This is a genomic window from Streptomyces sp. Qhu_M48 (assembly GCF_051305195.1).
Taxonomy (GTDB): Bacteria; Actinomycetota; Actinomycetes; order Streptomycetales; family Streptomycetaceae; genus Streptomyces.
This window is the reverse complement of the sequence record NZ_CP195432.1, coordinates 1,356,651-1,380,304: the sequence shown is the minus strand read 5'-3', so window position 1 is coordinate 1,380,304 and position 23,654 is coordinate 1,356,651. Positions and strand designations below refer to the sequence as shown.

The window sequence follows — 23,654 nt, the reverse complement described above, 5'->3', positions numbered from 1 at the left end:
GGTGTCGAAGATGGCTGCCGCGGCGGCCTCCCGGCCCGTTGCGCAACGGCTGCCAGTGCAGAGGTGACCTTGCCGTCGGATGTCGTGCGGTGGCTCACAGAGGGGCCTGGCGGGGGCGCCCCCGCGGCATCCGGGTGACTTGGGCGTGTCGGACCACTCGCGTCCGAACACTCTGTCCAAACAATGGGGAGACGCGAGGGCGAAGGCCGCGCGCGATCACGGTGAGAGTCGTCCGACCAGGAAGGTGCCTGGTCAGATCGATTCTGCTGCGTCACGCTGTGGTGGGGCGGGTGGGACTCGAACCCACGGCCGACGGATTATGAGTCCTTTGGGGATCTTGACGGCCCTTGCCTTTTGATGATCAGGATTGACGTTTTACCTGGTCAGTCGGGGTGACGTGGGTTCCTTCCCCTCAACCCTTGCCAGTCCTTTCCTGTCCTTGTGTCCATTCTCTGTCCAATCCCTGTCCCATCCGTGGCCATTCATCGGGCCGCCCGAGCGTCGCGCCAGCTCACCAGGCCACGGCGAACTCCCGCGCGGCGGATTCCCTTTCCAACGCGCAGAGGCTCCGCCCCTGTACTGGGGGCGGAGCCTCATGGGCCGTTTCGTCGACCCAACGTCTGTCTTCAGGGTATCGGCCCGCGGCCAGTCACCAAAGGGCTCCACACGGCATCTTGCTGACCGAAGACGACCACCTGCTACGCCGCCGGTGACTCATTCGCCTTGTTTGGCCATCTCAACGAGTGCGACGTGCAGTTTGTCCGCTGCCTCTATGTCCATGCCGGCCTCCTCCATGATCACCCTGCTGATGGCGGTCACCTCATCGCCGAGGTCAAGGAACGTTGCCGCATCGGAAGCCAGCTCCTTGATTAGCCTGCCCGTGGGCCGAGCAGCAAAGAGGTCCGACGCCCTGTGAAAGCAGAAGTCGTGCGCCAGATGATTCCGCCGGTGCTTCGCTTCAACCAGCCTGTCCTCAAGACCGGGATGCTGCTCCAAGCGAACCTTAATCTTCTTGATGTTCTCGTCAATCCCCGCCTTGGCCGCCTTCGCGAAGGGGTCACTGGTCAGCTCGCGGCCTTCCTTCTCGGCCACAGCAAGGCGATGAATGGCCGTCGCGTTCACCAAGGAGCGTTCCAACGTCGCCGCCGCGAACATGGCGTTCCCGAACCAGAGATAGGCCTCACGTATCAGGCCGGGGTCAACCTGCTCTGTTTCCATGCCTCAGTATGCGGCCCGTCCCGCTGGGCGCTGAAGCAGAGTTGCCACTCGCCAACTCCCTGCGGGGCGCGGCACGGGCTGTGGCCGCGCCCCTTGGTCGAGTTCTGGTCAGGGGGTGGTCGTCGGTCGGGGCTTCTTGGCGGAGGCGCGGTTGCGCGGGCGACGCTTCGCGGCCGGGAGTGGGGCGTCTCCGGCGGCGGCGCTGTCGGTAGTGGTCTCTTCCGCCCGGGGCTCCCGGGGCTCGGGGGTCGGGGCCCTGTCGGTGGGCTGCTGCGGGTCGGACGCCGTGGGGGTGGGGGTGGGGTCGTCTTCGCCCGGTGCCGTCGGGGTTTCGGAGGTGTCGGCCACGTCGACGTCGACCTCTGGGGCGGATTCGGGCGTCGGCTCGTCGTCGGGTTCGGCGGGCGGCTGGGTGTGGGCCTCGGGGCCGCAGTCGCGGAGGGACGTGCCGATCGGGGCGGCGGCCTCGTCGTTGTTCTCGGCCAGGACCTCGTCGAAGAGGTCGTCCCAAGGGCGGTGGCCGACGTAGAGGGGCTTGAGGGTGAAGGCGGGGAGGAGGTCGATCTCGACGGTGGACAGGATGAGGTCGGCGGGGTCTTCGTCGTCTTCGGTGAGGAGGGTGACGGCTCGGTTGTAGCGATGACCGGCGGAGAGACGGAGGGCGAGCTGTGCTTCGTGGGCGTCCTTTTCGGCCGGGGTGGCGTCGGCCGGGAGGGAGGGGGCGGGGGCGCCGGTGATCCAGATCTGCGCGATGGCGCCGCCGAAGACGGGGCGGAAGCTGACGCCGCGGCCGTCGTCGTGGATGAGGTGTGCGGCGCCGTCGGCGGGAGCCTGGGGGTCGATCGCCCAGGTGCCGGGGGCGGCGAGGGTGAGGCGTTGGGCAACAGTGAGGGCCGCTTCTTGGACTGCGGCGTCCGTGATGAGCATGGGGGTCTCCAAGAGGTCTGGTGGTACGGCCGCGGCCCCGCCCTTGAAGGGCGGGGCCGGCGGAGCAGGGGTCAGGCGGGGCGCACTTCGTCGCCGTCGTCGAGGAGCATCGAGAGTCTGGAGCCGTTGTCCCAGGCGATGTTGAGCTGGGCGAGGGTGGCGTCGTATCGGGTGACGGTGCCCTCGTCGTCGGGCTTGAGGTCGGTGTACTGGTCGGTGGTGGAGACGAGGGCGATGCGGTCGCCCTTCTTGTAGGTCACGTGGATTCCTGCCGTGTTCTGTGTCGAGGGAGTGATGACAAGTCGCTCACCGGCCCCGCGTAGTACGGGGCCAGGCCACGGTTGGAGTGGGTCACGCGGCGGGGGCCGTGGTGGGCGTGTGGACGGTGTGGGCGCAGACCACGCAGTAGGTGACGCTGAGCCAGGGCGGCTTGTTGGGTACTTGGGGTGCGGCAGGGGTGTTGTAGCTGTTCGGGGTCATGTGTCGGATGTAGGTCCGGTGGTTCCGGGCCTTGCTGCAGTTGGGGCAGTGCTTGGCGCTCATGGCGCTCCTCTCAGCTCGTGGGGGCTCACCCCTCCATTGCTATTATTCTATATGCATTCAGGGGAGGGTCAAGAATTTACCGCGAGATTTCCGCAGGTCAGGCGACCTTTCCGTCGAGGAGCGCCTCGACCTTTCGTATCGCCGCGAGCATGACCGCCTGGGAGTGCAGGCGGTCGCGGCGGTCGATCGACTCGCGGGCCTCCTGCGCGGCCTTGGCCGGCAGGTTGCCGTCGTGGAGGGTGTCGCCGCAAGCGATCAGGACGTGCGGGCCCAGGTCCCAAAGGATGGCGTTGACGGCGGCTCCAGCGGCGGCAAGCGGGTCGATGTCCGTGAGCGACCAGCCGAAGTCGTGGGGGTTGATGCCCCTTTCGCGCATGACCTGGACGGCGGGCCGATAGAGCCCGCCGGTTCCACTGGCCGGGTCGTCGAACTTCATGCCAGGCTCCAGTGGCCCGTCGAAGAGCATGCGGGCCATCAGTTCGGCAATGCCCGGCGGCGTGTGGATTTCCGCGAGCGCGTCGTGACTGCCCTTGGTCCGAAGGATCGCCAGGAGCGCACCCACGATGTCCGCCTCCGAGCGGACGTAGGCGTCGGCGCTGCTGGTGCGGTGGAGAAGCCCGCGGGTGAGCGCGGCCTCGACGACTGCGCGCACTGCGGGCGCCCGCCTGGCGGGGGGCTCCTCGTCGTCGAGCCACTTGTGCAGCGGAGCGGCGCGGTCGATGAGGTCGGGGCGGACGATCCACCAGCGGGCCCAGCACTCACGGAAGGCGGTCATCAGGTCCGTGTCGCTGAGGCTGAGCCACCAGTCGGCACCAAGGTAGGCGTCGGGGCCGCGGAGCGGCCACAGGGCGAGGGTGGCGACGGTTCCGATCGGCACGGCGATGCCCTCGCCGCCCTGGGCGTGGTGCCAGGCGTAGCTGACGTCCTCCGCGATCACGAAGGCGTGCTCGTGGGGGTCGCGCGTCGAGGGGCGGTAGCGGTTCAACGTGCGCTTGGCGGGAGGCGCGGGCACGGCGACGCCGCGCAGGGCGCGGGCCGCCGGCACGGGGGTGGGCGCGGGCGGGAGGTCGGTGAGGTATCGGCGGGCAGGGGCGGCCGCGGGGGCGGGCGGAGTGGGTGGCTCCTCCGGCTCGGTGGCGAAGAGGTCGAGCTGGCTCATATCGTTCTCCGGGATCAGAAGGTGCGCGGGCGGGTCTCGCCGCGCCCGCCCCGGGGGCGGGGTGGGTGCGGCAAGACGGGTTCAGCGGGCGTGCTTGAGTACGGCTCGCTGGAGTGCGTCGGCCTCGGCCCTGTGTCCGTTCTCGATGAGGACGGCGTGGAGCAGGTAGGTGTGCAACTCCTCGGCGTCGACCTGGGCGAGGCAGTCCGTGAGGCTGAGGTGGTCCATGTCGCGGGGGCGGTGCGCGTATCCGGCGGCGATCGTCAGGACGATGCCGGCAACCAGGCGCTCGGTCCGCTGGGGGCTGAGGTTGAGCGTTTCCCCACGTTGTGGATGGCCTCAAGGTTGCCGAGCAGGGCGGTGGGCGGGACGTCGAGGTGGGCCCGCTGCACGGCTTCGCGTTCCGCCTTGACATGCGCGTCCCACAACAGCTCGGCGTCGGCCTCGCGTCCGGCCAAGGCGAGCGCGGTGGAGTGAACGGCGGCCGTGAAACGGGGGCCGGGGAGGGCGGCGGCGAGGTACTCGGCCGGCGTGCGCCCCGCGCGGGCGATGGCCGGGTTCCGGGCTTCGGCCTGGAACTGCCACAGGACGCGTCGGACGGCGCTTTCGGCGACGCTCGGGGGGAGGCCGAAGCGCGTGATCGACGGTTGGGCGAGGAGGCGTATCGAGGTTGCGTGCATGGGGTGCTCCGGTTCTATTCGGCGGGCTGCTTGGGGGCGGGGTAGTGGGACAGGGCGTCGTCGAGCTGGGCGGCGATGTGGTCCATGAGGGTGCGGATCTGCGTGCGGTCGCCGCCCAGCTAGAGGGCGAGGTCGAAGACGTGGGGGGCGGCGACGTAGTCGAGGAGCTGGCGGTACTGCTCCTGAGTCAGGGGGACGAGGGCGTCGGGGCGCAGGGCCCAGGCGGCAATGGCGGCGTTGTCGATGAGGTTGGCGGCCGCGCGAAGTGCGGCGTCACCGGGCGCGCGGGTGAGCAGGATCAGGGCCATCTCCCCGAGGTGGTGCTCGGGGGTGTTGAAGGCGGGGGTTCTCGAGGGCTTGGGCACGTGGGTCTCCTGGTGGAGGGGAACGCCGACGTGATGCTGTCTTTCTATGTGCATATAGGGCATGGGTCGGCGTACACGAATGAATGGGAGGGGGTCAGTGATGAAGGTCGACGACGAGGGCGGTCCCGTTGCCGGGGTCGGGCCCGGTGGCCGCAACCGCCTCGCGCACGCACTGGGCGGCGGCGCCCTTCGCGTCTTCCGCACCGTCGAGGATCGGGCCCAGCCGGTCCCACCGCTGCAGCGGCGCGTAGACACCGTCGGTGCACAGGAGAAGTCGGGACATGTGGCGGTGCTCGACGAACCGCTGGGCGATCGGCCCGGCGGCGACGCTGGAGGCGGGCAGACCCCGCAGGGCGCGCCCACCGGCGGGCAAGCCATGGCGGTGTAGCTGAGCGGCCCTCACGTGGTCTGTGGTCAGGGGGATGGCGGCACCGAAGCGCGATACCCGGTAGGCGCGGGCGTCACCGCACCAGGCGATGTGGACGCAGGAGTGCCGCGGGTCCAGGACTGCGACGACGGCGGTTGCGGTCGCCGCTCGCGTCTGGGGATCGGCGTTGGCGGCGATCCGCGCAGCGACGAGTGCCTGATAGGGGTTGCCGGTCTCGGCGGCCCCCTGGGCAATGCGCGGGGCGTGCCGCCAGACGAAGTGGTGGACATCCGGCGTGGCGTCGATGCCGTCCAGGACGACGAAGGCCGATCTGCCGGTCCCCTTGTTGTGCCGGATCGCGTGGGCGTCGCACTGATAGGTCCGCTCGCCGATCGCCTGGGCCGCGCTGGCGGTGAACGGCGCCGTGTAGATGAGTCCGTTCATCAGTTCGGCGACGCGTTGGACGACGCTTGCGCTCTCGGCGGGAAGTGGGGCGAGGTTGCCGTCGCGGTCGGCGGGCCCGGTGAAGGCGACCGGGCCGCGCAGGACGGGGGGATGGCTTCCGCCGGTGAGGCTCATCCAGATCTGGCGGGCGGGGTTGTTGACGGGTCCCACGGCCAGGCCAGCGTGGACGGTCGCCTGTCGGCCGAGGGGGTAGGGTCGGGCGCCCTCGACGTAGAGGTCGACGTCCCAGCGTTGGGAGTCTCGGCGCAGGTGGGGGTGGAGCGGCTGGGTTCGGCCGCCGGGCCACAGGACTATGGCGGAGGTGGTCATGCCGGGGATCCGATCCGTCGGGGGGCGGGCCCGTGAGGGTGGGCGGGCAGGATGATGGTGAAGTCGCGGGGGTCTTCGAGCGGGAAGACGAAGTAGTAGCCGTGCGGGTGGGTGCGCAGGTCGGCGAGCCGGATGAGCTGCGTCATGTCGGCGGCGACCTTGCTCCAGGCGGGGTCCGGCCGCCCGAGGTCGAACCGCTTGATCTCCTTGCCGGCGGTGTCGCGGAGCTTCCACAGGTCGTACAGCCACGGTCCGCCGCCCATGGTGGCCACGATGCCCCTGGTGCGGGGCTCGATCGCGGTCGCGTTGACCGCGAGGCGGCGCAGAATGGCGCGGGCGAGATGGCGCGTGGCGGCGCAGACCTGCCGGTCCTCGTCGCCGCATGGGTCGTTCACGGGCACGTACACGGTCGTCCTCCTGAGCGTGAGTCCGCCCGGCGGCCGGGTGTGGATTCACCGGCCGCCGGGCGGGGTTCGGGTGGGGTTTCCCCCTCTTTCTGCTTCTATTCTATATGCATTAGGGGGGTTGGCAACATTTTCGGCGGATTTTCTCTGCTGGCCTGCGGCTAATTTCCCTGCTCAGAGGGCAGGTGGGGCGGTTCCACGGCACGGATGTGCAGGACGAGCCTCGCCCCCGCTACGACGTGGCCGAGCCTCATGTCCGGCCCGATGACTCGCGTGTGGTCGTCGTCGTCCAGCACTCCCTGGTCGACGAGCCCGTCCGTCGCCGCCTTGAAGCTCGGGTACCAGTTGGCCGGGTCCCGGCGCCCGCGGGTGGGAGGGTGCAGGACACCGACGATGTGCGCCCGGTCCAAGTGCGGAACGTGACGCGAGGCGAAGGCCGCAGCCCGCCTCAGGACCCGGGTGATCTCGGCCCGCTGGTGGTGGTGGGGCCGCTGGTTGGAGTTGAGCAGGATCAGCCGGGGCGGCAGCGCGACCCTGAACCTGCGCCCGGGTAGGCCATGGAACCAGTCCACCTCGCCGGCGGCCGCCTGCGGAGTCGCGTCCACGGCCGCGATGGTGTCCTCCTGCTGCACGGCGATGTGGTCGGTGCTCACGCTCGGCTCCCGTAGTCCGGCCGAATGCGAACGATCCTGAGCACCCCGGCCCGTGCCAGGCGCAAGGCGAGGGAGGTCAGGCGACCCACCGGGTGGAATTCGAAGCCCGCACAGATCGCCGGCGTGTCGCTGCCAAGCGTGGCGTGGCAGACGATGTGCCCTCCGTCGGCTACGGCCTGGTCGACCATGTCCTTCACGCGGCCCTCGGTCAGGTTCATGGGGTTGCCCGGCCGGAAGATGCAGGTCGTGCACCGCTCCAGGCAGATCCGCACGCTCCACGTCGCCGGGTCGGCGACGTCGTGGCGGAGGCCGTCCTCGGTGTAGGCGGCCCCCCTCATGCCTGCCCCGCCCTCTGTTGACTCTCGTGCTGGTGCACTTCGCGTCCCTTCCCTTCGTCCTTTGGTCTCGTGTCGGTGCCGCCCCGGGGTTTCCCCGGGGCGGCGATGTGGGCTGATCAGGCGGCGGACCCGCCCAACGCCAGCGCCAGGTGGCTGACGACGGGTTGCGCCGGCGGGACGTAGGCGATGACCTCGATGGGGATGTCCGCGTACGCGCCGAAGGTGCGGCGAATGACGTTGCCCCGGGTCGTGGGTGTGAAGTCGGTGTGGGAGTCGGGGTTGTCGCTTCCGATCAGGTGGGCCCACCGCTCGTAGGCGCCGTGATCGGGGTGGTGGAGGTGAAGGCGTACGCCCATGCCGAGCTCGCGGCCACCGTCAAAGATGGCCTCGAACGAGATGCTGGGCACGGGCAGGTCGCCGTTGAGTTCGGCGATGAGCGCGACGGCGGCCACGGGGCCGAGGAGGTCGCGCATCTGGCGGTCACGAAGCATGGGCTCTTCTCTCAGTCCGAGGTGGGAAGTTCGAGCTGTTCGGCGTCCGGTTCGGACGCCTGGCAGCGCGGGCACTGCTGCTCGACGGCTCGCCGGTGGGCACGCACTCCGGCCGCCGTGCCACACGCCTTGCGATGGACGGGCGCGGGCAGTTCGGTGGGGTCGGCGTCGGGAGGGCTGTAGATGATCTCCCCGTTGCTCCAGATCCGCCCGCCGCAGATGCCGGAGAACTCGGTCTTGGCGGGTCGGACCTGCCGGATGCATGCGGCACGGAAGGGGCAACCGCCGCAGACGTAGAGCACGGGTGTGCACAGCTTGATGAGGTCGCTGGAGGTCTTGAAGCGGTCGTCGGCCACGGCGAAGTCCTCGTCGCCCCAGCAGGGCGCGTGCTCGGTGACGTGGATGTCGGGCAGCGTGCGGGTTCCGGTCACAGCACAGCCTCCAGCTGGCGCCCGATCCACGCGGCCACGTTGACGGAGACCGCGTTTCCGGCCTGCATGGTCCTTTCGGCCTGGGTGCCGTAGACGATGTAGTCGGCGGGGAAACGCTGCCCTTCGAGCTGCTCGCGGGGCTTGAGCATCCGGAAGTAGCAGTCCTCGACGGCAGGGGCGCTGCGCACGAGGGCGGCCGAGTCGCGGGTGGACAGGGTGTGGACCGGCTCGGCGGCCGTCTTCACCGCGCTCTTCCGGTAGGGGATGACGAGGGTGTTCCGGGCCTGCTCGGGCACCCGGCCGGCGTGGGTGACCAGGCCGTGGTGGTTGCCCTGAGCGGTGACGCTGGCGAGCGGGTCGCGTGCGGCGCTGGCGGTGGAGTTCCTGCGGAACTCGACGATGAACGGGTCGACGACGAGGGCTTCGCTCTCGCGGGTGGTGCGGGTGCGAAGCGGCGCGTCGAGCGGCACGGCGTCGGTGTTCCACGAGCCGCCGGTGGGGACGAGGAGGGCGTCTCCCTGTTTGGCCGTACGGGTGGGGAGAGGGCGCTCGTCTACCGCGTACGCCCGGTCGCCTCCGTCCTTGCCGTGCGTGAGGGTGATGGAGCTGGGGCGGTGGGGGAACTTGAGGAGTCCCGCCGTGATCCGATCCATGGTGGTGGCGGCGAGAGGCCGCTTGCGGTCGCCGATCCGGGTGCCGAGGTCGCCCCAGTTGATGATGTCGCTGGCCGGGCGCACATACGGTTCGACCACGGCGTGGCGGCAGCGGGTGTTCGGGCACCGGTAGATGTAGTCCCGCCGGAACTTGCCGATCTGGGTGCCCTCGACGTGCCAGGCCTGCACTGCGGCCACGTCCTCGCCGCACTCAAGGCAGAACGCGAGCGGACGAGGCGCAAGGTCCGGCTTCCGCATCGTCTTGAGGGTGAAGGTGACGTACATGCGGTCGCGCCACTGCGGGGCCCGGAGGTTGGTCTCGTCGCCGACGTGGGCGCTGCTGACGCACGTGATCTGGTAGTCGTAGCCGAGCGTCACCATGGCCTGGATCCACGTGGGGAAGAGAACCCAGTCGAGGCCGAACTCGACCACGTTCTCCACGACGACGACCTTGAACTTCTTCGCCTCGGCGGCGCGCACGACGCACCAGCCGGTGACCCGGGTCCGCTCGAAGGCGTCCTTCGTCAGCGGCTCCCAGTCGTCCTTGTCCTCGACCATGGTGAGGAGGTCCATCTGGGCGGTCTGTCGCGGGCGCCCGCCCGCGGGGCTTATCTCGGTGCAGATGACTGAGGCCCACAGGATGTCGGCGGTGGGCAGGTGGCGCATGGGGAAGCCGCTGATGTCCATGCACGCGTGGTCGGCCTTGACGTGGTTGGCGGCGTGGGTCTCGATCGCGAGGGACCAGTGGTTGATGCCGAGGAGGAGTTCGTGTCCGGCTTCGACGAGGCCGGTACTGCTGCCGCCGGCGCCGCACAGCAGGTCAATGACGGTTGCCATGGTGGGTGTTCTCCAAGAGGTGGTGCCAGCACCCGGCCCCGCTGATGGCGGGGCCGGGTAGGGCGAGGTCAGTGGGTGCGCAGGCCGCCGTAGGTCTTGGCGCGGCGTAGGAAGGCGGTCCAGGTCCGCCACGTCGGATCGCCCAAGGGCATCTCCGCGATGTCCACGCTCGGGTGGGCCTCGTAGCTGCGCAGGGCGGCGGCGAGCTCGGGGACCGTCACGAGGAAGCCCGCGTTGAACGCGAGCTTGTACCTGGGGATGGCGGTCGGCTCCTCGTCGGCGGCGTCCTTGACGGCCTGGTACGCGTCCCTGAACGCGTCGATGCGCTCCTTCACCTCGGGGTGGCTCTCGCGCTCGATCCCGAAGTCCTCACGCGAGAGTTGGAAGTCCGCCAGCTTCGGGTAGGTGGGCTCGGCGACCTCGACGGTCATCCCGAAGTTGTCCATCGCGTCCAGGACGCCTGGCATCTGGAAGTAGGTGAATCGGATGTAGTTCTCCGGACCCAAGAGGCTCTTGCCGTCACGGCCCTGGATGTAGATGTCGTAACCCATGTGTCTGTCTCCAGGAGGGGGTGCTGTCCGGCCCGACAGGCCGGACAGCGGGGTCATCAGCGGTGGGCGGCGTGGCGGTGGTGGAGCCCGCCGCAGGTCATGCAGCGCGGGATGCGGCTGCGGGCGTCGCGGCGGAACTCGTCGAAGACGAGCGCGGCCAGACCGACGGCGAGCGCGGCGCCGAGCACGAGCAGCCCGTAGAGGACGGCGTCATCCATCAGGCCAGCGCCTGCCCCTCGTCCGCGACGAAGACGGTGATCACTTCACCGTTGGCGTCCCAGACGGACACGGGCCAGGTGGTGTCGTTCGACGTGTAGACGAGGCGCCAGCCCCCCTCGTGCTCGGCGCCGTGGGTGATGCGGCCGTACTCCTTGACGGCCTCTTCTCGGCTGGAGTGGTGGCGGGTCTGCATGGAGAGTGCGCGGTGCTTGCTTTTCACGCCCAAGGTCTGGACGGAGAACAGGTCGATGACGGGCAGCGCGAGGTGGTGCTCGGTGACGAACGCCGAGATCGCGGCGAGCAGGGGCACGACATTGTTGCCGTGCTCGGCCTGAGCACCGTCAGGGGTCGAGTTGTAGATCAGCTCGTCGACCGTGGGGGTGGCCGCGTGAGCCCGGCGGGCGTGGAAGCCCTTGAGCTCGGCCGGGTCCAGGGGAAGGTCTCCGACGGAAGCGATCCACAGGTGGGACTCGTCGGTGAGCTCGGCAGTGATTCCGAACTCTCCCCCGGTGATCTCGACGTCGGTGGGCAGCGGGAGGCGCCGCAGGCCGGTGATCAACGGCTCGTAGGCGTCCCACAGCCGCCGCCACAGCTGGTCCGTGATGTTGCGGTGCCGGGGCGGGGGAGCGATCAAGGGGTACTCGTTCACGTCTCTCCAAGAGGTCGTGGGCCAACAGTACAGAGTTGGGATCTATTTCGAAATGGATTGATGCCGGGGGGTTACGACGAGGGGGACTGCCCGGCCTCCTCGCGCACCTGGCGCTCCACGGCGGTGAGCGTGGCGAGTTCGTCGGCGCGGGCGCGCGCGACGTCCGCGATCGCCTGAGCCGCACCGGCGAGCCGGCGGGCCTGCATCAGCGCGTGGCGGTTGACGCGCGGGTCGAGGGGGGTTCGCGCTCCCCCCGTGTCGGCCATGAGGTCGTCGACGAGGACATCGCGGGCGCGTGCCGTGCAGTTGCAGCCACCGGAGCACTGGACCTCCTCCGCCGCGTCACCGAGGTCGGCGATGAGGATGAGGGTGTCGCCGACGGACTCGGGGTCCTCTCGATAGAAGTCCGCCAGGGTGCGCAGGTGGGCGCGGACAGAGGCGCTGTCATCGAGGACCAGGATCCCGTGGGCCTCCGGGAGGAGCGTGGGCAGCTTGAACATGTCGTCCTTTCGGTCTCGGAGGGGCACACCCCCTCCTTCTGCTTCTATTCTATATGCAATTGGCGGGATGTCCATATTTCGCGTGGAATTTTCCCAGCTACCTTCGCTGGCGCTTGAGGTCCTTGAAGTTGCGTACGGCAGCACGTGCCTCCTCGCGAGCCCTCTCCGCCTTCTCGGCCTGCTCGTCGGCCTGTTCGCGTCGACTGGCGGCCCCTTCCTTCCAGTCATCCCAGAACTGGCCAGCCGCGCGGCGCTCTTCCTCCTTGGCCCTCTCGTGCTCCCGAGCACGCCCTGCACGCGGGTTGGTGCCGCAGCCGCGACAGGAGGCAGCGGGGCGCCCCCTGTGCCTCTCGCAGCCCTCTTGGGGTGCTCCGCGCTCCTGCGCAGGGCTTTCAGCAGCAGGCGAAGCAGGCTCCCCTACGGCGTCAGCCGTGGGGGTAGGGGGGAAAGGAAGGACAGAGGAAGAACCAGGAAAGGAAGGGGTTCCCTCCGTGGAACCCACTGGGTTTCCCCCGGGGAACTCATCGGGTTCCGCCGGGGGAACCCTGCCCTCTTGGGCATCTGGGTTCCCCTCGTGGAACCCTGCATCGTCACCAGGGTTCCCCTCGTGGAACCCTGTCTCCACCTGGGCAGATTCGCCTCCCTGACGGCGCGCGGCCTCTCTCTTCTCCACGTCTTGGTAGGTCATGGCCGGCTTGTCGGGCGCCGGGCGCGACACCCCGGGGCGCGCCAAACGTGGATTCTTCGGCGCTGCCTTCCGCGCGGCAGCAGCCGCCTTGAGTTCTGGCGTGGTCGGCGTCGGCGGCACGCCGAGAGGGAAAACCCGGTAGACGGCGGCACGGCCCACCTTCCCGGTCTCCACGCGCTCGACGAGCCCCTTGGCGATCAGCTCGGTCACGATGGTGATGGCGCGCTTATCGGTCACGCCGACCCACGCAGCCAGTCGCGTCAGCCCCGGGCGCGACAGGCGCGTCTCGTCGTCGGCGGAGTCGGCGATCTTCATGAGGGCGAGCTTCTGCCCTTGGGTGACCACCTCGGGTGGCAGGTAGGACGCAGCGATCATCAGCTGGATGGACACGGCACGGCTTTCCTCGGACGGTGCAGGCAGGACGGGGTGCCCCGCCCGGTCGGTGCCGGGCGGGGCTCAAGTGGCTGTGCTCGTACGTCAGGCGGGTCCGACGTTGATGACCCGGGACGTCTTCCGTCCCGTCTTCCTGCGGGGCACAGGCAGTCCGGCCGCGGTGAGGTTCTTGATCATGCCGTTGGGGTCCGGAACCATCGGCACTGGCAGGCCCGCGATCTCGTGCAGGTCGACCATGGCCTCCAGGTCGTCTTCCTCGGCATCGTTGCCGCCGCGCCAGGACAGTCGGTTGGGCCCGTAGATCCCCTCCGGGGAGCGGTCGAGCTTCTTGCGGGCGAGCTTCTTGATTCGGTCGCCCTCTGTGGTGAGTTCGTGGCCCTTCACGTAGTCGATCAGGGCCTGTTCGCGGTCGGCGTCGTTGTGGATAAGCGCCGTCTGAACAGGGGCACCTGGCTCGACATCGGGCCAGCACAGGGACCGGAAGGGGCAGTAGTCGCAGATGGCGTCCAGCCCCGGCCCGTTGAAGTCTCTCGGCATCTGCTGCGGGTCGGACGTCTCGCGCACCCGTTCCACCCACCATCCGGCCTCAGCCGCGCGCTGGGGGTCGAAGTCGACCTCCTGGACGTGCTCGGCGCCGTTGTCCCGGTTGATGAAGCGGAAGCGGATTCGACCGATGTCCAGGGGGCCCAGGCGGGCGAGGTACCGCTGCCCTGGAACGTCCTCGAAGCCCACGCCGGCGAGCGCACCGGCGTACAGGAACACCTGCCGCAGTTCAGCGGCCGTGGCGCCGTAGCGGCGGACGTGGTCCCACAGATAGGTCGACTTGGTCTTGACGTCCTCCACGGTGAGCACGTCGGCTGCGACCGCGGGCCGATGGCGGGAGGGCAGCTGCGCAGCCGTCGCCGCGTCGAGCTGGACGACGTCGATGTGCCCCCGAATGCGGCTGTCCTGGATGCTGCGCTCGACGAGCCACCCGTACTCGGTTCGGGCCGACTCCAGGAGGCCCTGGTGGATGTAGGTACCGAGGATCGCGGCCCGCTTGTCGGACTCGTCGGTCGGGGCTATGCCGTGAAGGATGTACGCGGCTCGACGGCCACATACGGTGTCGGACGCTCCGAGCTGCGTCTGAAGGGAGCGGGGCCGGCGAGCGTCGACATCGTGCGCCGCGTCCCACAGGGAGGGCGCGGCCGTACCGGGGAGGGTTGCAACGGACATGAAGGTGTCTCCAGGGGACAGGTAGAGGCGTGTCACTGCTCGGCGTCCGCGTCCTGCTCGGCCGCCTTGCGGCGGGCGGCGGCTCGGAGCTTGTCGGCGTCGGACAGGGGGCCCGCCCCGATGTCCGCACGCGGGTTGTCCAGCTCGGCCGCCCGACGCTCGGCGGCGGCACGGATGGTGAGGATCTCCTCGCGGCCGAGACGGTTCGCCGGGTCCGGGACCGACCGCCACAGGGCCTGGAGAGCATCCTTGTCCTCCAGTTCCTCGATACGGCTCAGCCAGGGCTGCACGAGATCGCCGGCGAGGGCGGGCATGACTCGAGGCTGAGACTCGATGGAACAGCCGAGCTTGTTGAAGACCAGGTCCTCGATACTGAACTTCTGGAGGGTGATGGGCTTTCCGCGCTGCACCTGCACCCGGAGGGAGCGGACCTTGATGATCTGCGGGTCTACATCGCGCTTCATACGTATCCAGCAGGTGGCGTCGAAACCGAGGTCCTTCTGCGCGGCGACCTTCCATTCGGTCTTGTTCCGGATCGGCTGCCCGTTGTCGTCCGTCGCGCTCACTTCCTTGCCGCGCGCGAGAACGATGGCGATGCCGGGCAGGGTGCGCAGCAGGTAGATAACCCGGTTCCAACGTTCCAGGGCGTCGTTCCAGAGGTTGCGTCCGATGTCGTACGCGGCGTCCGGGTCCTCCTGGAGCAGTGCACGGTTCTTCGTGGTCCGACGGCCGCGCTCGTACGTCCAGTTCGTCAGCATCCGCCACAGGGCGGAGCCCGAGTCGATGACGAGGACGACCGGGGGTTCTCCGGCAGCCGCCGCGCGGCGGGCCTCGGCGTGGACGGCCTCGACCTGTTCGAGGATGTCGCGGTAGGTCCCGTCGTGCTCGATGATCAGGTAGTCCGCGCCCTCGATGGCCGCGTACTCGTCCGCGCTTCCTTCGTCGAGGTCGATCCAGTACATCTGACCGATTCGCTCACTGCCGGAGAACTGGGCGGCTGAGTAGGTCTTGCCGGCGCCCTCCTCTCCCTCGATGAGGAGAAGCGGCCACGGGACGATCCCGGTCGGCTTACGGGTCTTGATCTTGATGCCGGGCGCGTTGGGGGCGCCCGTTGGTGCGGTCACGATCTGGCTCCAAGAGGTCGTGTGGGTCAGTCCGCGCGCAGGGTGCGGACCTCGAAAAGCGGTGACCACTCCGGGTGGTCGTCCAGGAGAAGCCGGACGTACCGGGAGCGGTAGCTGTTGTTCAGCGCGAACTCGTCGCCGTGGGTGGCCGCGCCGTACTGGTAGCGCAGGAGCTCGAAGAGCATCCCGATGCCGATACGGCTGAACCCCTTGGCCACACAGTCGGCGGTGAGCCGTTCCAGCGCCCGGGCCACCCAGGGATTGAAGGCATGGAACGCCTCGAACCGCTCCTGAATCGTCTGGCCGGAGGTACCGGAGGGACGGCGAACGGGCTGGATGCCGAACAACGGCGGCTGCTCGATCGGCAAGACTCCCCCTCAGAGATAGACCAACGACTCTGGAGTGTTGGAATCTATCTTTGGAGGAGCGAATTGTCGATCACCAGCCACGTCGGCCACCCAGTGGCGGTCCCCTGATTCCGTACACGACCCTCCCTCGACACACAGAAGCGCACCCCTATGGATGCGCTTCCATTCTATATGCGATTGAGGGTGAATTCAAATCAAATAGCCTCCGATGGGCCCTAGTTGCCGGGCTTCGCCGCCGCCCTGCCTCGCGGAACAATCATGGATCCCGGCCCGTCGTACGACCCCGCGCGCAGGGCCGCCAGAACGCCCTCGTCCATCGACCAATCCGCCGTACGGGCGCCGGCCTTGAGCGTGGGCGCCTCGGCCACCACAGGTTCCAGGAGCCAGATCGGAGAGCCCGAGAGGGCGTAGTCGGCGGGACGGAGCCGGCCTGAGTCCAGGGCGTCACGCAGGAGCGGACGCGACACGCCGAACAGCGCGCTCAGCTCCGCCTGACCCACGAGCGGGGGAAGGTCACCCACCTCACTCACCCAGCGGCCAGGGTCCTGCTGCGCAACCAGCCGCGTGAGTACCGCCTCGTTCAGACGTCGCGGGCGCGGCGTCGTCTCACCGAATCCCCTGGCGAACTGCAGCAGCCAGTACGGGGAGCCGCTGATGATCTTGGCGTACCGATAGTCAAGCGTATGGTCCCGGCTGATCCACTGGCTGACCTGGAGCCGCTTCACGTCGTACAGCTCGGCGAACTCCGCCCCGCCGACCAGGTACGGCTTCCTCGCCGCCAGCCCCTGTCCCTCTACCACTTCGCCGCCTCCCGCTCCACAAAAGTATGCACATAGATTGTAACCAGTGAGCGCGGAGACTCGGCGCTGCCCAGAACGGCGATAGAGTGGGCGTCTCCAAGAGGTCGAAGGCCCCCGTCGCATGACGGGGGCCTTCTTCCCTTGCCTTCTACGCTTCCGCCGACCTGGCGAAGTGCTGACGCACTGCATGCTCCAGCTCCGCGCGGCTCGACTTCGCCGCCGCTTGGCGTTGAGCGTAGGGCCGCCCCGGATGCAGCTCATCCCACAGAGTTCGCGGGGACGAGTTCCTACTGAGACCTTGGAGATGGGTCCCGAAGCCATGGACTACGACGTTCCACACCGGACGGTGATCGCCGATCATGAGCCGCTCAGGGCCATCCATCCAGATCTCCTCCACTGGCAGGTAGCGCACCTGAAAGTCCTGAACCTCAAGGTCGTCCACAAACTCGATCGACCGCTCGAATACACGCATTCGCCGATTCATGACACCTGGCCGGCCGGTCTGTGAGCGGGAACTCCATCCCGGCCTGGCCATGCCGACGTACACAGGGACGTCACAGGCCGACGACGCCACCGGACGGTAGAGCGGATACGGTCCCGTGTAATACAGCGCGTATAGGCCGTCGACCGGCGCCTCGGGAAACGAGGCGAGAGAGACCGGTGGCGCACTCTCAAGCGCCCACTGGACCGCTCGCTCCAGATTCTCACGCCGAAGCGGGTTGAAGAGGCCAGTGATGCCAACGGGCCCCTCTGCCGCCTCGTCAGGCTCTCGAGTGAACTGCCTACTGCGATCCTCCGCTCGCGGTCCCGGAAGAGGGGTCCGATGATCCTCCTTGGCCTGCCTCAGCAGTTCAAGGAGAGGCGCCGAGTCAGCCCCGAGAGCTCGACAGATCCTGACGACCGTGCCCGCCGATGGAACCTTCCGCCCCTTACGGGCATTGAGGGCGTTGCTGATCACCGTGCGCCCCAGGGGGGTGCACCTGACGACAAGCTCGTTGACGTTCCAACCGCTCCTCAACCTCAACTCCGTGAGCAGAATGCCTAGTTGATTCAGTGGATCGTCGGCCGTCATGCGTCTCCCTGCACCCTTCCCTTGTTCACCTCTGTGCAGCATTGCACACGGTGCACAAACACTCTCGATCTTGGGGCGAAGGTAGGTCCGGACAACGACGAAGGAGGTTGTGGTGCCGTACGAGCACGTCGCCATCTGGGTGTTGGGCGCGGTAGTGGCCTTGGAGACAGCCGTGATCTGCGGAGGGATCACGGGCTTCCTGCATCACCTCGGCGGTAACCCTCTGCCTGCTGTTCTCATCAAAGCCGGTACCGCCTTCGGGGCCTGCCTGATGTTGAGCGCAGCGGTGGGTGCCCTCTTGATCGGCAAGTCGTGACGGCCGGAGCGGGAGGCAACCAGAGGGAGGGCCTGTCCAGGTCTCACTGGACAGGCCCTCATCTCACTGCAGGGAGCGTTGCCGGTCACCTCACCGGGTCGCGGGGAGCTCCTTCTTCGGAGGGCGGGCGTACCCCAGCAGCCATCCGAAGCGGGGAGACAGGTGGACCTCCGCGAGGCGGAACACCGTGTAGTAGAGGAAGATCGCCACCGGCGTGAGGACGCTGGTGACCGCGGCCTCGTCCAGGTGAAGTCCGTATCGCAGGGCCACGGCAACGAGCCAGCCAGCCACGGCCGGGACACCAGTGCGAATGAGAGATGCGTACAGGTTCACAGGAAGCTGCTCCTTGGTCGAATCGGTGGGGTCAGGCGAAGAGCCGATGCCAGGTCTCGGGGCCGGGCAGCCCGTCGGCGTCCGCGCCACTCCAGCCCTGGGCCTGCTGGAAGGTCGCGACGTTCAGGCGGTCCGCCTCGCCCCAGTCGCGGCTAGGGCCGACCCGGTAGTGCTTGCCGTAGCCCCGGCGGACGAGCTGCTGACCGAGCAGGAGGATCGAGCCGTTCGACTTGCCGGGGCCGAAGGCTGTCCGCCCAGGAAAGCGGGGTGGGCCCGGCTTGGGAGTCTCCGTGCCGGCCGCGGGCCACTTCGGCATCGGGCCAGGGTCCGTGTGCGTGTTCTCCGGCGTCTGGCTGTGCCCGTAGTGTCCACCGCGGGTCTCCCAGACGTCCTCGTTGCGGTTCGCGGACCACGAGGGGGAATCCATCGGCCACCCGTCGGGAACACCCCAGCTCCGGGCCCAGGACAGGATCTTGGCCAGCCCCTTCGCCGGGGTATCCCGGACGGTCGCATACGACTTCCCGTTGACGCGGCAGTGCGGGAAGAAGAGCGTCTCGATCTGGAGGCACACCTTCCCAGTGCGGTTCGTCCGCGTGCCGCCGGCGAGGTCCACGACCGACTTCGACCGGCTGTTGGCCGGGTAAAACTGGGCGATCCGGCCCGTGAAGGGGTCCCAGAGCAGGTGGGGGGCCGAGCTTCGTCCGGCGCCGGTGAAGTACGCAACGAGCCGGTCGAAGGGAACGATGTCGGCTGGCTTGGTGGCGCTGGCGTTCTTGTCCCAGGTGATGTGCCAGATCACGCGGGGGGCGTACTGGGTGTCGGTCGGTGCCGTGTCGCCGAGCGGGTGCCGCTCGGCACCGGGCAGCCAGAGGTCAGGCATGTGGCGCGTCCTGCTTCTCCCCCGCGCCAGAATGAGTTGTAGGTGGTGGCGTTGGTCCTACGGGCTACCGCGGGCGGCAAGTACCAGCTGCAGCACGGTCAGCAGCACCGGGGCGACGAACGCCGAGACGACGAGACGGCGGTTCGTGGTCGCCTGCTCCCGGTCCTGGCTACGCTCCCTCTTCATTTCCTCAAGCTCTCGTTCGAGGGAGTCGATCCGCTGAACGAGGTTGCGTTGGTCAGCTCGGTAGACGTCCACGGTGACCACCTCGTTGAGCCGATTCGCCAGCGCGGCGATATCGCCGCGCAGATCGTCGCGGAGCTGTGCGAGGTCGTCGCGCTGGTCCTCCCGCAGCTGGACAACGGCGCGGTGCAGCTCCCACAGCGTGGGCTCCGCACCAGGCGGGATGCTCACCACGAACTCCTTGCGATCGGTGGCCCCGCGCCACCTCCCGATCATAAAGGGGAACCCGAGAAACTCCGGCTCGCTCCGGCCGGCGTCAGTCCAGCGGAAAGCGAATGCTGCTCAGATTCACGTGGGCCGTCCCGGTCACCAGCGCCGTGGCCGCAGCAGCGGTGACATTGGTCAGGGTGACGATCCCTGTGGACGGGGCAAGGTTCAGGAACACCGAAGCCCCGGTCGAGACGAGGACCTGGAACTGCTGCGTGTAACTGACCTTAGGCCGCGCTGCGGCAGGAAGGACCATCACGATCTCACCCGCTCCGACAGCGTCCTTGGACGTTCGCTTGAGTACTCCGCGCAGCCCTACCGTCCTGTCAGGGAAGACCTTCCAGGCCACGCGATCCCAGCTCCCTCCGTACTGGGCCCACCCAGATCCGAGCGTCGGCTCTCTCCAGACCTCGTTGTACCGGCTGATCCATCCGTCGGGGTCGACCGCGAGCATGCCACCGATGAAGACCGGAGCGGCACCGCCCAGGTTCTCCGCCTTGATCTCGTTCCCCGCGATGACGAGGTGGGATCGGACTGCGTCACCGATGGCGACGGACTTCGCTTCGATGATCGCCTTGGTGGCCACCAACTCGAGATAGGAGGTGTCAGGCTCCGACCACATGGTGATCGCTGAACTCGGCCAAGTCGGCTCAGATGCCATGGCCTTCATGGCGCTGCCCGTCGTACTCGTCGCGCGCAGCACCGCCGACTGCAGCCTCAGGGTGGACCTGTTGCTGTCGGCGTCGTACAAGGAGTACACGGCCGCCGGTTCAACCTCGGCCGCCGAGCCCGACGGCAGCTGGACCCGACCGGACGCCGGCGTGGTGTCGGTGGCCGGCACGGACGTGATCTCCACACGGCTCCCTGAGTCGGCGGTGCGCAGAGTGACGCCGTTGATCTCCGCGCCGACGACCTTGATCCCCGTGATCGTCTTGCCGTTGAGCGCATCGGCCTTGATCATGTTGGCCGTGATGACGCCCGCCGTGAGGAGCGCGACCCGGACGCTGTTGACATCCATCTGGTCGGCGGTAAGAGATCGGAGCTTCACCTCCCGCGCCGTGATGCTCTGTGCCACAACCTTTTCAGCGGTGACGGAGTCTGCGGCCAGCTCGGGGGTTCCGATCGAGCCCGCCAGGACCATACCGGCCGTAACAACCGTGCGGACTTCGCCGTTGTCGAACGACAGGCGACCCTGGCTGGCCTGGACGGCTTCGGCCCACACCTCGGCACGCACCGTGTTGGCCGGTGCCTGGGCCTGGCCGCCCATCCGTGTCCAGGTGGTGCCGGGTGCAGCAGTCCGCTCAACGGCATCGAAACCGAGCGTGGCGCCGCTCGCATCACACCATCGCAAGGAGAGCCGGGCACCGACGCCGGACCAGTCCGTGCTGGTCTGGTAGTCCACCGCGAGGAAGAACCTGTCACCCGGCGAGGCAGGCAGAACCGTGAGTCGCTGACTACGGGATGTCGGCGACTCGGCAGTCACGGTCGCTGTCAGGCATCGGGCCGAGTTGTTTCCGGGTCCCGTCAGATGCCAGTCCGGGCTGTCGGCGATCAGCTTCTCGGAGTACACACCCTCGAATCCGCCGTCCGGCAGGAGATTGCCGGTTCCGATGGCAAGGCGGTCAGCGTCGACGGCGCCGACTGCGATCTTGGCGCGGCTGACTGCAGCGTCCGCGAGCGCCAGCTCACCCACGATGCCGTCGAGCACAGCTTCAGCGACGACCGGCAAGCGCCCCAGCGGCCCTACCATCGGGGAGGGCAGCGACGCGGTGCCGGAGGTGTTGCGCGCCACGAGACAAACGTACTGGGGTGTCTCGGCCTGGACGGTGAATGTGCCGCCCTGCGGGGACTCGATGGTCGCGCGCAGAGTCGAGGCGTCCGGCGTGAACTGCACTTCAGCGGAGTGGATCTCCAGCCGGGCCCAGTCCAGGGGCGTGGCACTTCCGTCGAGGAACCGGCCGTCCCAGCCCACGGTGACGCCCCCGATCGAGGGCGCCAGCGCGGGCGTGACCGGCTGCGGGGGCGGCGGTCCGTTGGTGACGGTCAGGCCGGTCGTACCGTCCGGCTGCTGGCCGATGATCGCGCGCAGAGAGCCGTCTCCGTCATAGACGCTGATCGCGCCGTCCTCGATGGAGGAGTAGGCGAGCTGGGCGGTCCGGCTCGTGCTGTCGAGCCGCCGCTCGACGCCAGCGAGGCGAGCGGCGAGAGCGGCTATGGGGTTGGCCATGTTCACGCTCCGTAGGTGAATCTGTCGGCCCGCGCCAGCTGGACTGTGATCTGCTCCGGCCCGGCGTCGGACGGCGGCTTGAGGAGCCAGCCGGTGATCCGAGCCCAGCCGTCGTACTGCGTCCACTCGTCGTTCAGTCGAACCCGGACGTCGTCGCCGATCTGGAAGGAGCCGATGCGCGCCGCAGGGTGGTCCCGGAGCACAACCTCGGTGACCTCGCCGATGACCGACCGGTTCACGCGCTCGGTGCGGGCACGCGCGGCCAGGCGGTCGGTCGCCTTCTCGTCCGGGAGCTCAAGCACGTGCTCCAAGCGCAGCCGCCCGTTCCGGGCCGCGTCCACGGCGCGACGCCGGGAACGTCCCTCGCCCGCACCGAGGCCGATGATCACCTGGGCATAGCTGTCGGCGTCGTACTGCACCGGCACGGAGGAGGCGATGTTGATGCCTGACGTGAAGCTGATGTCCTGCCGCCTGGTGCCCAGGCGCGGCCAGCCGATGCGGATGCGCTGGGTCGGAGAGTTGCCCGACCAGGCGACCGCCTCGGTCCACTCTGGGCCGCCGGCGACGGCGACCATGTCGTCGACGACCTTCGCTAGGGGTGGCGCCTCCCACCACGGGGTGGAGTACGGGTCGGCGGGAGTCCCGACCGTAGCCCGGGACGTCGTCCCATCCACTGCGACGCGGACGTTCCCGTCGGGCTGGGCCTGGCAGTACGCCCACGTGTCCCGGATTACGCGGCAGGGGTCAGCGTGCACCCACGGGCCACGGCCTCCCAAGTTGCCGTGCGTGTCAGTCCGCTTGGTGAGGTACGAACCGAAGCCGCTGGCCTCCAGACGGAGCTTCTGGCCTTCGGGTTCCGCTCTCCAGATCAGGCCGCCCCACAGCAGCGTACGGTCACGCTCCACGTAGATCGCTGTCGTCCCAGGGTCCACCTGGGAAGGCATGAGGCCGGCCAGCTTGGGTGCGAGGACGCCGGTGAAGGAGCCCGGCCCGCACAGCTCGGGGCCGAACTCCACCTCCGAAAGAGGTAGATCTACGCTCAGGGTCTGACCGGTGAGAGCGTGCGTGGTGAGGAAGCGGTACGCCATCAGATGACGCCCTCGTTGAACTCGACGTCGCAGATGAGCGATGTGGCACCGTCGACGGTCAGGTTGCCGGTCTCCGCCTTCGACATATAGGTCTGCACATACAGGACCTGGTTCGTGCCGCGCATGGCGGCCGAGACTCCCAGGCTGTCCGCGAGGATGACCGTTGTCCGCCGGACGTTCTTGCCCTGGTCGTCGTCGATGACCGTGTCCTGGCCCTTGATGGGTCCGATGACCTGCTGCATCGACGCGTAGACGTCGGCGCTGTCCATGCGGAGACCGGCGAATGTCGTGATGGCCTTGAGGGTCACGGCCCAGTCAGGAACCGGGATGGTCCACCGAGCCGCCGGCGGCCACGTGTGGTAGCGGTTGTCCGAGTAGGTCAGCTTCTGCGGGCTGCCCGGGAAGGCGGTGTAGAGGCGCCGCTCGCGCCGGGGGTTGGCGATGCGCCGCAGGTCCTTGATCATGGCGTCCGTGATGGTCGCCGTGTTCGAAGGGATGTCGATTCGGGCCAGGGGTATCGCGGTCATCCCGGCCGGAACTGCGGTCGCCGTCGATCCCACGTTGGGAACGACGTGGAAGTATCCGATGTCCTGTTCGGCCGGGTCGCGGTTGCCCTCGTACTCCGGGTCCTCCACACGGTGCACCAACAGGTCCGAGCGCGGCGACGCGCCCGTCGCCGCGATGGGGACGATGGTGTCGCCCACGTTGTACTGGGTGTAGGCGCCCTGGCCCCAGGAAGCGCCCCGGATGATGGACGAGCCGTCCCCGACGCGAACAGCGGAGCCCGGCGTCGACAACTGCCTGGTCTTGAGGTCGTTGGCCTCGGTGACGCCCTGGGAACCCCGGGCGAGGTCCCTGATCATCATCCGCATCGCGCGGGCAGGGTGCGTTCCGCCGTGGGTGAGCATGGGCGGCTGAATGAGTGGCACAGGAGGTTCTCC

Annotated in this window: 32 protein-coding genes; 1 reads left to right on the top strand and 31 read right to left on the bottom strand. The window is 68.5% G+C overall.

Going from position 1 to position 23,654, the window contains the following annotated elements:
• Positions 1-714: 714 nt before the first annotated feature.
• The 25 genes from ACRRSS_RS06535 to ACRRSS_RS06415 form a co-directional block, all read right to left on the bottom strand.
• On the bottom strand, positions 715-1,218 hold the full coding sequence (locus ACRRSS_RS06535; protein ID WP_435970269.1) for a hypothetical protein: 504 nt from the start codon (positions 1,216-1,218) through the stop codon (positions 715-717).
• Positions 1,219-1,326: 108 nt separating this feature from the next.
• Positions 1,327-2,145: a hypothetical protein gene (locus ACRRSS_RS06530; protein WP_435970268.1), complete on the bottom strand. Its 819-nt coding sequence runs from the start codon at positions 2,143-2,145 to the stop codon at positions 1,327-1,329.
• Between the two features lie 71 nt (positions 2,146-2,216).
• The gene (locus ACRRSS_RS06525; RefSeq protein WP_435970267.1) at positions 2,217-2,405 is read right to left on the bottom strand and encodes a DUF4314 domain-containing protein; all 189 of its coding nucleotides are present in this window, start codon (positions 2,403-2,405) and stop codon (positions 2,217-2,219) included.
• A 91-nt stretch (positions 2,406-2,496) separates the two neighbouring features.
• Complete coding sequence (locus ACRRSS_RS06520; protein WP_435970266.1) at positions 2,497-2,688, bottom strand: hypothetical protein; 192 nt, start codon at positions 2,686-2,688, stop codon at positions 2,497-2,499.
• 97 nt (positions 2,689-2,785) lie between these two features.
• Positions 2,786-3,847 carry an N-6 DNA methylase gene (locus tag ACRRSS_RS06515; RefSeq protein ID WP_435970265.1) on the bottom strand — a complete coding sequence of 354 codons (1,062 nt, stop codon included), beginning with the start codon at positions 3,845-3,847 and terminating at the stop codon, positions 2,786-2,788.
• A gap of 81 nt (positions 3,848-3,928) precedes the next feature.
• Positions 3,929-4,075: a hypothetical protein gene (locus tag ACRRSS_RS06510; protein ID WP_435970264.1), complete on the bottom strand. Its 147-nt coding sequence runs from the start codon at positions 4,073-4,075 to the stop codon at positions 3,929-3,931.
• Positions 4,076-4,110: 35 nt separating this feature from the next.
• Positions 4,111-4,527, bottom strand: a complete 417-nt coding sequence (locus ACRRSS_RS06505; RefSeq protein ID WP_435970263.1) for a hypothetical protein — start codon at positions 4,525-4,527, stop codon at positions 4,111-4,113.
• 119 nt (positions 4,528-4,646) lie between these two features.
• Positions 4,647-4,892, bottom strand: coding sequence for a hypothetical protein (locus tag ACRRSS_RS06500; RefSeq protein ID WP_435970262.1), 246 nt, complete (start codon positions 4,890-4,892; stop codon positions 4,647-4,649).
• Between the two features lie 94 nt (positions 4,893-4,986).
• A complete protein-coding gene (locus tag ACRRSS_RS06495) occupies positions 4,987-6,033 on the bottom strand; it encodes a hypothetical protein (protein ID WP_435970261.1) in 1,047 nt (348 codons plus the stop codon).
• Positions 6,030-6,440, bottom strand: a complete 411-nt coding sequence (locus ACRRSS_RS06490; RefSeq protein ID WP_435970260.1) for a hypothetical protein — start codon at positions 6,438-6,440, stop codon at positions 6,030-6,032. The genes ACRRSS_RS06495 and ACRRSS_RS06490 overlap by 4 nt, the downstream gene beginning before the upstream one ends.
• 158 nt (positions 6,441-6,598) lie before the next feature.
• Complete coding sequence (locus tag ACRRSS_RS06485; protein ID WP_435970259.1) at positions 6,599-7,090, bottom strand: hypothetical protein; 492 nt, start codon at positions 7,088-7,090, stop codon at positions 6,599-6,601.
• Positions 7,087-7,428, bottom strand: a complete 342-nt coding sequence (locus tag ACRRSS_RS06480; protein ID WP_435970258.1) for a hypothetical protein — start codon at positions 7,426-7,428, stop codon at positions 7,087-7,089. The genes ACRRSS_RS06485 and ACRRSS_RS06480 overlap by 4 nt, the downstream gene beginning before the upstream one ends.
• Before the next feature lie 116 nt (positions 7,429-7,544).
• Positions 7,545-7,919, bottom strand: coding sequence for a hypothetical protein (locus ACRRSS_RS06475; protein WP_435970257.1), 375 nt, complete (start codon positions 7,917-7,919; stop codon positions 7,545-7,547).
• Positions 7,920-7,930: 11 nt separating this feature from the next.
• Complete coding sequence (locus ACRRSS_RS06470) at positions 7,931-8,350, bottom strand: hypothetical protein (protein WP_435970256.1); 420 nt, start codon at positions 8,348-8,350, stop codon at positions 7,931-7,933.
• Positions 8,347-9,840: a DNA cytosine methyltransferase gene (locus ACRRSS_RS06465; protein ID WP_435970255.1), complete on the bottom strand. Its 1,494-nt coding sequence runs from the start codon at positions 9,838-9,840 to the stop codon at positions 8,347-8,349. Before ACRRSS_RS06465 ends, ACRRSS_RS06470 begins: the two co-directional genes overlap by 4 nt.
• Positions 9,841-9,908: 68 nt before the next feature.
• Positions 9,909-10,391 carry a hypothetical protein gene (locus ACRRSS_RS06460; RefSeq protein WP_435970254.1) on the bottom strand — a complete coding sequence of 161 codons (483 nt, stop codon included), beginning with the start codon at positions 10,389-10,391 and terminating at the stop codon, positions 9,909-9,911.
• A gap of 56 nt (positions 10,392-10,447) precedes the next feature.
• Positions 10,448-10,609: a hypothetical protein gene (locus ACRRSS_RS06455; RefSeq protein ID WP_435970253.1), complete on the bottom strand. Its 162-nt coding sequence runs from the start codon at positions 10,607-10,609 to the stop codon at positions 10,448-10,450.
• A complete protein-coding gene (locus tag ACRRSS_RS06450) occupies positions 10,609-11,259 on the bottom strand; it encodes a hypothetical protein (RefSeq protein WP_435970252.1) in 651 nt (216 codons plus the stop codon). Before ACRRSS_RS06450 ends, ACRRSS_RS06455 begins: the two co-directional genes overlap by 1 nt.
• Positions 11,260-11,330: 71 nt before the next feature.
• The gene (locus ACRRSS_RS06445) at positions 11,331-11,786 is read right to left on the bottom strand and encodes a hypothetical protein (RefSeq protein ID WP_435970251.1); all 456 of its coding nucleotides are present in this window, start codon (positions 11,784-11,786) and stop codon (positions 11,331-11,333) included.
• Between the two features lie 70 nt (positions 11,787-11,856).
• On the bottom strand, positions 11,857-12,837 hold the full coding sequence (locus ACRRSS_RS06440) for a hypothetical protein (protein ID WP_435970250.1): 981 nt from the start codon (positions 12,835-12,837) through the stop codon (positions 11,857-11,859).
• Positions 12,838-12,924: 87 nt separating this feature from the next.
• Positions 12,925-14,055 carry a PD-(D/E)XK nuclease family protein gene (locus ACRRSS_RS06435; protein WP_435970249.1) on the bottom strand — a complete coding sequence of 377 codons (1,131 nt, stop codon included), beginning with the start codon at positions 14,053-14,055 and terminating at the stop codon, positions 12,925-12,927.
• A gap of 32 nt (positions 14,056-14,087) precedes the next feature.
• The gene (locus ACRRSS_RS06430; protein WP_435970248.1) at positions 14,088-15,179 is read right to left on the bottom strand and encodes an AAA family ATPase; all 1,092 of its coding nucleotides are present in this window, start codon (positions 15,177-15,179) and stop codon (positions 14,088-14,090) included.
• A 26-nt stretch (positions 15,180-15,205) separates the two neighbouring features.
• Positions 15,206-15,547 carry a hypothetical protein gene (locus ACRRSS_RS06425; RefSeq protein ID WP_435970247.1) on the bottom strand — a complete coding sequence of 114 codons (342 nt, stop codon included), beginning with the start codon at positions 15,545-15,547 and terminating at the stop codon, positions 15,206-15,208.
• Positions 15,548-15,762: 215 nt separating this feature from the next.
• Positions 15,763-16,347: a hypothetical protein gene (locus ACRRSS_RS06420; protein ID WP_435970246.1), complete on the bottom strand. Its 585-nt coding sequence runs from the start codon at positions 16,345-16,347 to the stop codon at positions 15,763-15,765.
• Between the two features lie 148 nt (positions 16,348-16,495).
• On the bottom strand, positions 16,496-17,419 hold the full coding sequence (locus tag ACRRSS_RS06415) for an Eco29kI family restriction endonuclease (protein WP_435970245.1): 924 nt from the start codon (positions 17,417-17,419) through the stop codon (positions 16,496-16,498).
• Between the two features lie 112 nt (positions 17,420-17,531).
• On the opposite strand from ACRRSS_RS06415, the gene ACRRSS_RS06410 reads away from it, so the two are divergent.
• Entirely contained in the window at positions 17,532-17,735 is a 204-nt protein-coding gene (locus tag ACRRSS_RS06410; RefSeq protein ID WP_435970244.1) for a hypothetical protein, read from the top strand.
• A gap of 90 nt (positions 17,736-17,825) precedes the next feature.
• On the opposite strand, the gene ACRRSS_RS06405 is transcribed toward ACRRSS_RS06410, so the two are convergent.
• The 6 genes from ACRRSS_RS06405 to ACRRSS_RS06380 all read right to left on the bottom strand — a co-directional run bounded on the left by ACRRSS_RS06405 (position 17,826) and on the right by ACRRSS_RS06380 (position 23,642).
• On the bottom strand, positions 17,826-18,026 hold the full coding sequence (locus ACRRSS_RS06405) for a hypothetical protein (protein WP_435970243.1): 201 nt from the start codon (positions 18,024-18,026) through the stop codon (positions 17,826-17,828).
• A 73-nt stretch (positions 18,027-18,099) separates the two neighbouring features.
• Complete coding sequence (locus tag ACRRSS_RS06400) at positions 18,100-18,948, bottom strand: peptidoglycan-binding protein (RefSeq protein ID WP_435970242.1); 849 nt, start codon at positions 18,946-18,948, stop codon at positions 18,100-18,102.
• Between the two features lie 57 nt (positions 18,949-19,005).
• The gene (locus ACRRSS_RS06395; protein WP_435970241.1) at positions 19,006-19,362 is read right to left on the bottom strand and encodes a hypothetical protein; all 357 of its coding nucleotides are present in this window, start codon (positions 19,360-19,362) and stop codon (positions 19,006-19,008) included.
• Between the two features lie 85 nt (positions 19,363-19,447).
• A complete protein-coding gene (locus tag ACRRSS_RS06390; RefSeq protein WP_435970240.1) occupies positions 19,448-21,631 on the bottom strand; it encodes a hypothetical protein in 2,184 nt (727 codons plus the stop codon).
• On the bottom strand, positions 21,628-22,713 hold the full coding sequence (locus ACRRSS_RS06385) for a hypothetical protein (RefSeq protein ID WP_435970239.1): 1,086 nt from the start codon (positions 22,711-22,713) through the stop codon (positions 21,628-21,630). Before ACRRSS_RS06385 ends, ACRRSS_RS06390 begins: the two co-directional genes overlap by 4 nt.
• Positions 22,713-23,642 (bottom strand): hypothetical protein, encoded by a 930-nt coding sequence (locus ACRRSS_RS06380; protein ID WP_435970238.1) that lies wholly within the window; start codon positions 23,640-23,642, stop codon positions 22,713-22,715. The genes ACRRSS_RS06385 and ACRRSS_RS06380 overlap by 1 nt, the downstream gene beginning before the upstream one ends.
• Positions 23,643-23,654 lie beyond the last annotated feature (12 nt).